Origin of the sequence: Embleya scabrispora DSM 41855, from assembly GCF_000372745.1 — a bacterium.
In the GTDB taxonomy this organism is placed as follows: domain Bacteria; phylum Actinomycetota; class Actinomycetes; order Streptomycetales; family Streptomycetaceae; genus Embleya; species Embleya scabrispora.
On the sequence record NZ_KB889592.1, the window covers coordinates 1 to 10,466 of the forward strand.

8 protein-coding genes and 1 pseudogene are annotated in these 10,466 nt (G+C 70.8%); 3 read left to right on the top strand and 6 right to left on the bottom strand.

Annotated features, from left to right (window positions below):
* The first annotated feature begins 106 nt into the window (after window positions 1–106).
* Window positions 107–412, top strand: coding sequence for a chaplin (locus tag A3IC_RS0109320; RefSeq protein WP_020548383.1), 306 nt, complete (start codon window positions 107–109; stop codon window positions 410–412).
* Between the two features lie 554 nt (window positions 413–966).
* On the top strand, window positions 967–1,899 hold the full coding sequence (locus tag A3IC_RS0109325) for a hypothetical protein (protein WP_020549790.1): 933 nt from the start codon (window positions 967–969) through the stop codon (window positions 1,897–1,899).
* 381 nt (window positions 1,900–2,280) lie between these two features.
* Here the strand turns inward: A3IC_RS0109325 and A3IC_RS0109330 are convergent, their stop codons facing one another.
* From A3IC_RS0109330 to A3IC_RS53365, 6 genes are all read right to left on the bottom strand, one after another.
* Entirely contained in the window at window positions 2,281–3,336 is a 1,056-nt protein-coding gene (locus tag A3IC_RS0109330; protein WP_020549791.1) for a polysaccharide deacetylase family protein, read from the bottom strand.
* Window positions 3,333–4,922, bottom strand: a complete 1,590-nt coding sequence (locus tag A3IC_RS0109335) for a putative glycoside hydrolase (RefSeq protein ID WP_040876365.1) — start codon at window positions 4,920–4,922, stop codon at window positions 3,333–3,335. Before A3IC_RS0109335 ends, A3IC_RS0109330 begins: the two co-directional genes overlap by 4 nt.
* Before the next feature lie 233 nt (window positions 4,923–5,155).
* Window positions 5,156–6,877 (bottom strand): aa3-type cytochrome oxidase subunit I, encoded by a 1,722-nt coding sequence (gene ctaD / locus A3IC_RS0109340; RefSeq protein ID WP_020549793.1) that lies wholly within the window; start codon window positions 6,875–6,877, stop codon window positions 5,156–5,158.
* Between the two features lie 79 nt (window positions 6,878–6,956).
* Window positions 6,957–7,253, bottom strand: coding sequence for a hypothetical protein (locus A3IC_RS0109345; RefSeq protein ID WP_020549794.1), 297 nt, complete (start codon window positions 7,251–7,253; stop codon window positions 6,957–6,959).
* Between the two features lie 165 nt (window positions 7,254–7,418).
* Complete coding sequence (locus A3IC_RS0109350) at window positions 7,419–9,050, bottom strand: phytoene desaturase family protein (protein WP_020549795.1); 1,632 nt, start codon at window positions 9,048–9,050, stop codon at window positions 7,419–7,421.
* Window positions 9,034–9,585: an SRPBCC family protein gene (locus tag A3IC_RS53365; RefSeq protein ID WP_020549796.1), complete on the bottom strand. Its 552-nt coding sequence runs from the start codon at window positions 9,583–9,585 to the stop codon at window positions 9,034–9,036. Before A3IC_RS53365 ends, A3IC_RS0109350 begins: the two co-directional genes overlap by 17 nt.
* 446 nt (window positions 9,586–10,031) lie before the next feature.
* On the opposite strand from A3IC_RS53365, the pseudogene A3IC_RS0109365 reads away from it, so the two are divergent.
* Window positions 10,032–10,466 (top strand): annotated as a pseudogene (locus tag A3IC_RS0109365) (amino acid permease); the annotation flags it as partial.

Consider the following 10,466-nt stretch of genomic DNA (forward strand, 5'->3'; position numbering starts at 1 on the left):
CGAGTGAACGTGCGCATCGGGTGGTTGCCCTGGGGGGTCGGGCGTCGTTGTGAGGTTCGTGCGTCGCACTCGGGCGGCGCGGACAGGCGACAAACGGGAGAGTGCAGTGAACACGTTCAAGAAGGCCACGGTCATGGCCGCCGGTACCGCCGCGCTGGTGCTGGCCGGTGCCGGGGCCGCCAGTGCCCAGGCCGACGCGGACGGCGCCGCCGTCGACTCCCCCGGCGTGCTCTCCGGCAACAACATCCAGGTCCCGATCCACATCCCGGTCAACGTGTGCGGGAACACCGTCGACATCGTCGGCGTCCTCAACCCGACCTGGGGCAACACCTGCATCAACATCGACGACGACGAGCACCACGGGGAACACCACGAGGGCCACAAGAACGACTTCGGCGGCAACCACGGCTGACCCCCGAGGACACCTTCCGCGGACGTTCCTCCACGTCCGACTCGCGGTGGGGAACGGAGCACGGCTCCGGTCGCGCGTGCGGCCGGAGCCGTTTTCCGTTCGTCGCCCCGGCAACTCGCACAACGGGCGCGTCACACCCGTGACGCCGCCCCGATCGGCGCGGACCTCACGGGGCCGTGGCGCACCGTCGGGGCGACGCCGCCGCCGGATCGACTGAACGGTTGTCGAAGCGGGTACACGCCGTCGTCCGGAGGCCGTAAGCGCGTTCGGTACGGGCGCGATCCGGCCGTGGTTGCACGTGTAGGGAGAGTGTCGTGACATTCGCATCCGATCCCGACTCACCGACGCCGGTGCGTCACGAGCCCGCCGAGCCCGCCGTGGGGCTCGAGACGAGGGCCACCCCGCCGAGGACCTCCGCGGCGCCTCCGCGGCCCGTTTCGCCTCCGACCCGCACGGGGGATCCGGCGCCTTCGCGGCCCGTCTCCGCGCCGGCTGCGAAGCGTTCCGGGCCTGTTGCGGAGCCGGCCTCGGACGGTCCGACACCTGGCGTACGGGTGTCGCCGGGGAGGGGGCTGCCGGGCGACCCGGCCGGGGGGCAGTCCGGTGACACCGCGCAGGAATCCTCGGACGACGCGGCGGAGAGGTTGTTGCGTCTGGCGGCGGTGCATCGGACGGTGCCGGATGTCGCGCGGATGATCGCGATCCTGAGAGATCGTTCGGCTCCGGCCGCCGAGGACGCGTTGCGGGAGGTGGCGGTGGCGCGGCCGGTGAGTGATCTCGTGTTGTTGGCGGAGCTGTTGAGCGATCCCACGCACGCCGATCAGGGCAGGCGCCCCGTCGCGGAGCCCGCCCCGCGTGTGCAGGCCGGCCCGAGGGCCGCTGCCGCGCCCAAGCCCGCGCCCGCGCCCGCGCCCGCGCCGGTGCCCACGCCCGCGCCGTCCGCGTTCACGATCGAGGCGCGTCCCGCGAGGGCGCCGTCGCCCGCAGCGCAGGCCGGGCCCGGGGCCGAGAGCGGGGCCGAGGCCGGGACCGAGGCCGGGACGGGTCTGCGGTGGGCCACGGCGGTGGGACTGGCGGTGTCGGGGTTGGCGTTGGGGAGCGCGGTTCCCTCGAGTGTCCGCACGCCTCCGTACGCGGCCGTGTGGTTGGCGTCGGTGGGCCTGGTGTGTCTGTTCCTGGCCGGGGTGACCGCCGTGCGCGCCGGTCGCGGCGCGCGACTGGCGGCGTTGGCGGCGGGGTGCGTGACGATCGCGACGGCGGTGCTGCCGCGACTGGTCGCCGGGCAGAACGACGGTGCCTGGCTCGACGTGTGGGGCCTGCTCGCGCTGGGTGCGGGCGCGCTCACCGCGGTGTGCGCGGCGGCGTTCCTCGCCCGTTCGGACGACCAGCCGACCTCGTCGGGCCGGAGGCACCCGAACGCCTTCGAGCCCTGGGAGGCCACCATGAAGGAGCACCGCCCCACCAGCACCACCCGCATGCTCGGCTGAGCCCGGAGACCTCTCGGCCGTCGTACTGCCTGCGTGCCCGCCACGGATACCGACGCGTGGCGGGCACCGCGCGCTCCCGGCGCTCCACCGAACTCCCGCGTTGCCGTACCGAATCCCTGTGCCGCGTCGAGGATTCTCCGGTACGGCCGGCCGGCCGTACCGGAGAATCGCATCCCGACGATGGTCGGGGGTGCGCGAGGGGCGCCGGCTCGCGGGACGGTGGCAGGCCCGTCCCGCGAGGCCGATTCCGTACCCGTGGCGCCTTGCCGGCCGGATGTCGCGCGTGTTCGTGCGCCGGCTCGGGGTGGTGCCTGACGCGCGAAGGACGGGGTCCGCCGGTGGGCGGGCCCCGTCCTTTCGGGAGGAAGCTCGGGAGGAAGATCAGTAGGCGCGGCTTCGGGAGGTGTAGGCGGCGGCCGGGGCGGTGCCGCTCCGGGGGTAGGCGATCATGGTCGGATCGCCGTCCGAGGTGTACCTGCGGACTCGGCCGTCGGCGAGTTTGTCCAGCCACGTCGTCGAGCCGAACTGAGCGTCCTCGCCGGTGGCCGGTGCCGAACGGATACGCGGTACCGCGCCGGGATCGAAGGTGGGTGCGAACGGCGACGGGGCGGGATTGGAGCCGACCAGGAACACGCCTCGGTGTTCGTAGGTCACCGTGCCGCTGGTGCCCTTGGCCGCCAGCGTCGCCGGCCGCGGCTCGGCGCCGAACGGCAGCGCGAGCGTGGCCACCGTGGCGCCCGGCAGAGCGGCCAGGATCATCGCCTGTTGCTCGGCGATCTGGCGGGCGGCGACATCCGGGCCGGCCGACCGCAGATTGGCGTGGTCGCGCGTGTGGTTGCCCACCTCGAATCCGTGGTCGCGGAGCCAGGGCAGCGTCTTGCGTCCACCGGGATCGCCGAAGGGGTCGGCGTTGACGAACATCGTGGCCACCGGACGAAACGCCGGATGGGTACGGGCGACGTCCAGGAGGATGCCGACGGCCGTGTTGGGCGCGGCGTTTCCGTCCGGGCCGATGCCGAACTGACTCTTGGACGAGTCGTCGAACGTCAGGACGACCGGATGTGCGCCGGCCGGGATGTCGATGTGTCCGGTCGCGTAATCGGCCGCCGTGATCGGGACGTACCCCTCCCTCGCCAGACGCTCCAGTTCGGCCCGGAAGTCCTCGGGCGTCCGGTCGTACACGCCCTTGGGCGACGGGATGACTTGGTGGTACATCAACACCGGTACGGCGCCGGTCTCGTCGGCGCCGACCGCGGCCGGGTCGGCGGGCGCGGGGGCCGCGGCACGTTTGGCGTCCCCGGCGGACGATGCGCCCTTGGACGGGGAGTCGTCGCTGCCGCAGGCGGTGCCCGCGAGCAGGACCGCGGCGAGGGTCGCGATGGTCGGAACGAGGCGGTGGTGCACGGTCTTCTCCTGAAGGCGGCGAGTGGAGGTCACGGTGTGGTGCCCAGAGCGGCGCCTTGGTAGCGCGCGCCCGCGTTCCAAAGCAGGAACGACGGCATGTTGTTGTCGCGGGCCGCCTTGATCTGGGCGGCGACTTCGGCGGGTCCGTAGGTGACGCCCATCGAGAAGTCCTGTAGCCACGGCACGACGGTCGCTCCGGTGCCCTTGGTCTGCTTGGTGAAGTCGGCCAGCGAGCGCTGCACGATGTCGTAGGGGCTGCTGTTGGGGGAGGCGACGCCGTACTCGCCCGCGGCCCAGTGCGAGGGGTAGACCATCGGTGCGATGTAGTCGGCGGCTCGGGCAAGCAGCGGGATGTCCTGAGCGATCTCGGTCGGACGGGTGGCGGCGATTCCGAACACGGAAGCGCCGAGGAAGGCGCCGTGCGGTCGGATCGCGGTCCGGGTCTCGGCGACGAAATCGGCGATGGACTGCTCGGGCGTGCGGTTGCCGATCCCGGGGAACGCCATCTGCGAGAGTCGGCCGTCCGGACGACGAACGTAGTCGTAGAGAATGTCGTCGAAGCCGAGCTTGGCTGCTTCGACGGCCAGGTCGATGTTGTACTTGCGCACCTCGGGATCGGCGAAGTTGGTGAACGCCAGCGTCCCGTAGTGCCCGCCGTCGTAGGCGCCGCCGTCGGGCGTCCGCACCAGCCGGTTCTTGGCGCCCGTCTCCCAGGACTTCGCGCCCAGTACCGGATCGCGGAACGCGACGATGCGGCCGATCACGCGCACCCCCATGCCGTGGAGCTGGTCCAACACCGCGCGGGCGTTGTAGGAGGGCTTGGTCGCGCCGATCTGCCGGGCGAGAGGCACCTGGGAGTCGTAGCCGACCTCGCCGCTCTCGTCCTTGACGTCCAGTTCGATGGTGTCGATCTTCTTCTGGCGCACCAGTTCGAGCAGCGGTTCGCGCAGGGCCGCCGAGCTCCAGCCGATGGCGGTGATGTGCGCCGCGCGGGCACCCGGGTAGGGCACCGCGACGATGGTGGGAACGGTCGTGGCGTTGCCCGCCCTGTCCGTGGCGACGACGTCGAACGCCGGCGGCGCCTGGGGCAGTTCGATCGTGAAGGTGCCGTCCGCGCCGACCTTGGCACGTCGGCCGGCCGCCTGGACGCTGGTGGCGCCCTGGGCGCGTCCGCGTAGGGTCACCGGCGCGTTCATCTTCTGGGCCTTGACCGGATCCACGGTCAGGGTGGGTGCGGTGGTGTCCACGGTGAAGTCGCGGTCGATCGAAGCGGAGGTCATCGGCAGGTCGCCGTCGACGGAGGCGGTGAGCCGGTGCTTGCCCTCGGCGAGCCCGGACGTGGAGACGATCAGCCGATCGCCCTCCCGTCGCGCGGCGATCGGGCGGCCGTCGAGGCTCACCCGCACGTCTTCCAGCGAGCCGGCCTCCACCTGCCAGGTCTGGTCACGGCCGGCGGTGGCGCCGAGGACGGTACCCGAAGGGATGCCGTGCACGGCCAACCCGGGGGAGAGGGAGGAGACGAGGGGGAGCGCGGCGCCACTGACACCCACCACGGCGACGGTGGCCGCGACGAGATAGATGGGGCGCTTCGTCCGCAACTTCGAGGACAGTCCAGCCATGGCGAAACTCCGGAGAGTAGTGGGGCGATGACAGGCGACTGCCCATAATTGATAATAATTATCTGTATATAGTCCATTTGTGAATTTCTCGGTTGACGACGAGCACCGCCTGGAGAGCGAAGGCTGCCGCCCCGTCCGGTTTTCGCGCCGGGTCGAGTCGAGAGCAGAGCCGGCGACGGCCCGCCACCCGATCGGTGGCGGGCCGTCGCCGGCTGGGCTTTTGCCCGGTGCTGCTACCTCCCCATCTTGTCGGGGTTGACGTCGAGGACACCCTCGATTCCGCGGTGGGTCTCGTAGTCCAGGACGGCGATCTCGGGGTAGTGCAGGTCGAAGGCCGGTGATTCGGAGCGGATCCGGGGCAGCCTGGTGAAGTTGTGCCGGGGCGGCGGGCAGGAGGTGGCCCACTCCAGCGAGCGCCCGTAGCCCCACGGGTCGTCCACCACCACCTTGTGGGCGAACCGGTGCGTCTTCCAGACGTTCAGCAGGAAGGGCAGGGTGGACAGGCCGAGCAGGAACGCGCCGATGCTGGAGATCGTGTTCAGCGTCGTGAACCCGTCCGAGGCGAGGTAGTCCGCGTAGCGCCGGGGCATGCCCTCGGCGCCGAGCCAGTGCTGGACGAGGAAGGTGGTGTGGAAGCCGACGAACAGCGTCCAGAAGTGGATCTTCCCGAGTCGCTCGTCCAGCATCTTGCCGGTGAACTTGGGCCACCAGAAGTGGAATCCGGCGAACATGGCGAACACGACGGTGCCGAAGACGACGTAGTGGAAGTGGGCGACGACGAAGTAGGAGTCGGTCACGTGGAAGTCGAGCGGGGGTGAGGCGAGGATGACGCCGGTGAGGCCGCCGAAGAGGAAGGTGACCAGGAACCCGATCGACCACAGCATGGGTGTCTCGAAGGAGAGCGACCCGTGCCACAGGGTGCCGATCCAGTTGAAGAACTTCACGCCCGTGGGTACGGCGATCAGGAACGTCATGAAGGAGAAGAACGGCAACATCACCGCGCCGGTGGGGAACATGTGGTGGGCCCAGACGGTGACCGAGAGGCCGGCGATGGCGATGGTGGCGGCGATCAGGCCCTTGTAACCGAAGACGGGGTTGCGGGAGAAGACGGGGAAGATCTCGGTGACGATGCCGAAGAACGGCAGCGCGATGATGTAGACCTCGGGATGGCCGAAGAACCAGAACAGGTGCTGCCACAGCAGGGGACCACCGTTGACGGGGTCGAAGACGTGGGTGCCGAACTTGCGGTCCGCCTCCAGCGCGAACAGGGCCGCTGCCAGGACCGGGAACGCCATGATGACCAGGACCGAGGTCAACAGCACGTTCCAGCAGAAGATCGGCAGCCGGAACATCGTCATCCCGGGCGCGCGCATGCACACGATCGTGGTGATGAAGTTGACCGCGCCCACGATCGTGCCGAATCCGGACAGGGCCAGGCCCATGATCCACATGTCGCCGCCGATGGACGGCGAGCGCACCACTCCGCTGAGCGGGGTGTACGCGAACCAGCCGAAGTCGGCCGCGCCCTGCGGGGTGAGGAAACCGGCGACCGCGATCAGCGAACCGAACAGGTAGAGCCAGTACGCGAGCATGTTCAGGCGCGGGAACGCCACGTCGGGCGCGCCGATCTGAAGCGGCATGATCCAGTTCGTGAACCCGGCGAACAAGGGTGTGGCGAACATCAGCAGCATGATCGCGCCGTGCATGGTGAATGCCTGGTTGTACTGCTCGTTCGACACCAGTTGCGTGCCCGGGCGCGCCAACTCGGCCCGAATGGTCAGCGCCAGCACGCCACCGAACAGGAAGAAGGCGAACGAGGTGGTGAAGTACAACGTGCCGATCGTCTTGTGATCGGTGGTGGTCAGCCACTTCACCACGATCGCCCCACGACGGGACGAGCGCGGAGCCGCGGCGCCCGGTCGCGAGGGCGCCACGGGATCCTGGACGTTGGTCATGCACGCTCCACGGGGGTGTCGGAGAGGAAGAGCCGCATCGACACGGTCGACCGGCGCGCGAGAGGGGCGACGACGTCGATCATGGGCGACGCCGCCGGTCCCGCACGACCCAGGCCGCCAGGGGCAGTGCTCCCAACGCGGCGAGCGACACGAGGGGAGCCAGCACCAGCGGATGCGACAGCCGCGTCGCGGCCACCACGCCGAACGCCAACACCACGGGAACCAGGACGCTGGCGGCCGCGATGATCCGCAGCCCCCGTCCGGACGACGCGGCGGCGGCCCGCGCCGATCGATGCGACACCGTGTCGAGCCGCAACTCGGACGTGATGGCGCACCACGCCCGCCGCTCGTCCTCACTCAGGATCCCTGACTCCACAGCCGCCTCCTCGCAGCGCCGCGACCACGCATCGCGGCAAACGCGCGCCCTCTGCCCTCGAATCGGCCGATCAACGCGCCAACGCGCCGAGTTCACCCGATCGGCGGGTCGCACACGGCCGCATCGACCACGACGGCAAGGCATTGCCGTCGGCGGGCGGTACCGTCAACGACACCGCCCGGTCGACCCGTTGCGCCCGGCCGAGCGTCGGCGGATCGTGCGGGCGACGGCAAGGCGTTCGACGCGCAGGGCGGCGCGGGCGGCGTTCGCGCCGCATGCCCCGTGGACGCCGCCGCCGGGGTGAGCGGACGCGGAGGCCAGGTACAGCCGGCGGACCGGCGTCGGCGGGCGCCCCGAGCCGGGCACGGGGCGAAAGACCAACTGTTGGTGGATGGCGGCGGATCCGCCGTTGAGGGCCCCGCCGACCAGGTTTGCGTTCGCTGCTTGCAGGGCCAGGGGGGACAGGATCCGGCGCGCGATGATCCGGGAGCGGAACCCCGGCGCGAAGGTTTCGACCCGCGTTTCGAGGCGGTCGGCGTACGCTTGCGCCTCGCCGGGGTCCCAGCGTCCGGTGAGGCCGCCGCCGAGGTCCTCGGTGACGTGTCTGGGCACGTGCGTGTACGCCCACGCCGATTCCGTACCGGCGGGGGAACGGGTGGGGTCCGCGGTGGTCATCTGGCCGATGAGCAGGAACGGCCGCGCGGGCAGTCTGTCGGAAGCCACCTGGACGGCGTAGTCGGAGAGTTCGGCGAGGTCGGCGGCGAGATGAATGGTGCCGGCTCGGGCCGCCTCGGGCGCGGTCCAGGGGATCGGCCCGTTCAGGGCCCAGTCGACCTTGAACGTCCCCGGGTCCCAGGTGAACCGGCGCAGGTCGTCGCGCAGGCGCGCGGGCAGATCGTCCCAGGAGACGAGGCCGCCGTACAGCGTCGTGGCGGGCACGTCGGCCAGCACCGCTCGGCGCGCTCGCACCGCGTCGCCGTTCGCGGTGCGTACGCCCAGCGCCGTGCCGCCGCGTACGACGACCGAGGTCACCCGCGTACCACAGCGGACGGCGCCGCCCTTGGACGTCAGGCGCCGTACCAGTGCCTCGGTCAACGCACCGGCGCCGCCGACCGGGGTGGGCCAGCCGTGCTGCTGACCGAGCATGGCCAGGAGCCAGCCGAACGCCGCGCTCGGTGCCGCCTCGGGCAGCATGTCCGCGTGCAGGGCGCAGCCGGCCAGCAACATCGTGGCACCGACGTCGGAGAATTCCTCCTCGCCCAGCCTGCGCACCGGCAGGGTCATCGTGCGCGCGAACCGCAGTCCGTCCGCCGCCCCCAGCCGCGCGGCGAGCGCGAGGCCGGATCGGATCGGCGGGAAGGGGGACAAGAGCGCGTTCACCAGATGCGGGTCCAGGCGGTCCCACAGCGCCGAGAGCCGGCGCCACCCCGCCGCGTCGTCGGCGCCGAAGTGCCCGGCCAGTCCCGCGGCGGTGGCATCGACGCCGCGGTGCAGTGTGGCACAGCGTCCGTCGGCGAGCGGGTGCGCGAGTACGGAGGGGGCGTGGCTCCAGCGGAGTCCGAACTCGTGCAGGTCGAGTGCGGCGATCGTCGGCGAGGCCGCGGCGAGCGGATGGAAGGAGCTGAACGTGTCGCTCACGAAGTCCGGATGCACGCCGCGGTCGCTGTGCACCGCGCCGCCGGGCACGTCCCGGGCCTCCAGTACCTCGACCCGCCAGCCGTGGTCGGCGAGGATGTTGGCGGCGACCAGCCCGTTCGGACCGGCTCCGACGACGACCGCGTCAGCTTCGTCGGTCATCGGTGGCCCCGGGGCGGCTGCCCTTCACGGCGCCGTTCCTCGAGCCGTTGCCCTTCGGGCCGGTGGCCGGTGCCGAGGACCCGTGCCCGTCCGCGGTTGCCGCCGGTGCTTCCTCGGCGACCCGGGCGAGATTGTGCAGCATCTTGCGGTTTCGCAGGTGCAGCAGCACCTCGCCCGGCGGGCCGTGCAGACGGGCGGCCGGGCCCCGGAGCGGATGCTCGTCCACCAGGACCAGGGTGTCGGTGTCCCAGGGCAGTAGTTCGATGCCGATGCGAGCAGTCCCCAGCGGGGACGCCACCGCTTCCAACTCCAGACGCTTGCCCGGGTCGCAGAGCCGGACGACGCATTCGTCCTGGAACGTGATCGGTCCGAGGCCGATCGTGTAGACCAGACGCGCCCCCTTTCGAGGCCACGTGTCGTCGGCCTGATCGATGCGTTTGGTTCCCACGACCCACTCGGCGTAGTGCCGCGCGTCGGCGAGAACGTCCCACACCTGTTCCGGAGTCGCGTTGATCAGTTGCTGTCGTCGTGCCATGTGCGGCGAGTACCCGCGCCGGGCGGCCCATACCCGAAACGCCCGGCGGATCCCCGAAAGGCTTCCAGGACCGAGCAGGTCAGCCGGCCCGCCATCACCCGGTTGCCCACCCGGAGTTCCGAGAATGCGCCGACCTCGGCCACCCGAGGCAACGGACACAGTGTCGCCCCCTTGATCGATGTTCTGACTCATTGTCGGTTGTGGGGGGTCTCGATTCGGCGGGAAGCTGACGGCCCGTCGGATCGCGCCCCGGCCACTACGGAGTCGGAGAGCAGACATCCGCCACATGTGTCAGGCCGTTTTTCGGCCGCACCCCTCAGGGAGGTGGGATGTCCACCCAGCAGCAGCCCGTCGACAGCGCCGGAGTCGACGTGGCTTTGCCGGCCGCCGGCGAGCCGGCCAACCGGCTCAAGGCGAACTCCGTCGGTCTCGTCGGCGTCGTCTTCATGGCGATCGCCACCGCCGCGCCGATCACCGCGATGACCGGCAACCTGCCGATCATCGCCGGCTCGGGCAACGGTATCGGCGCCCCCGCCGCCTACATCTTCGCGACCCTGGTCCTGACCATCTTCTCGGTCGGCTACGTCGCGATGGCCAAACACATCACCGCCGCCGGTGCCTTCTACGGCTTCATCTCGCACGGTCTCGGCCGGGTCGCGGGCATGGCCTCGGGCCTGCTGGCGGTCCTGGCGTACATCGTTTTCGAAGCATCGATCATCGGCTTCTTCGCCGCCTCGTTCGAACAACTCGCGAGCGACCAGTGGGGGCTCGACCTGCACTGGGGCTACTACGCGATGTTCGGCCTACTGGTCATCGCGGGGATGGCCTTCTTCGACATCCACCTGACGGCCAAGTTCCTCGGCGTCGCGCTGATCCTGGAG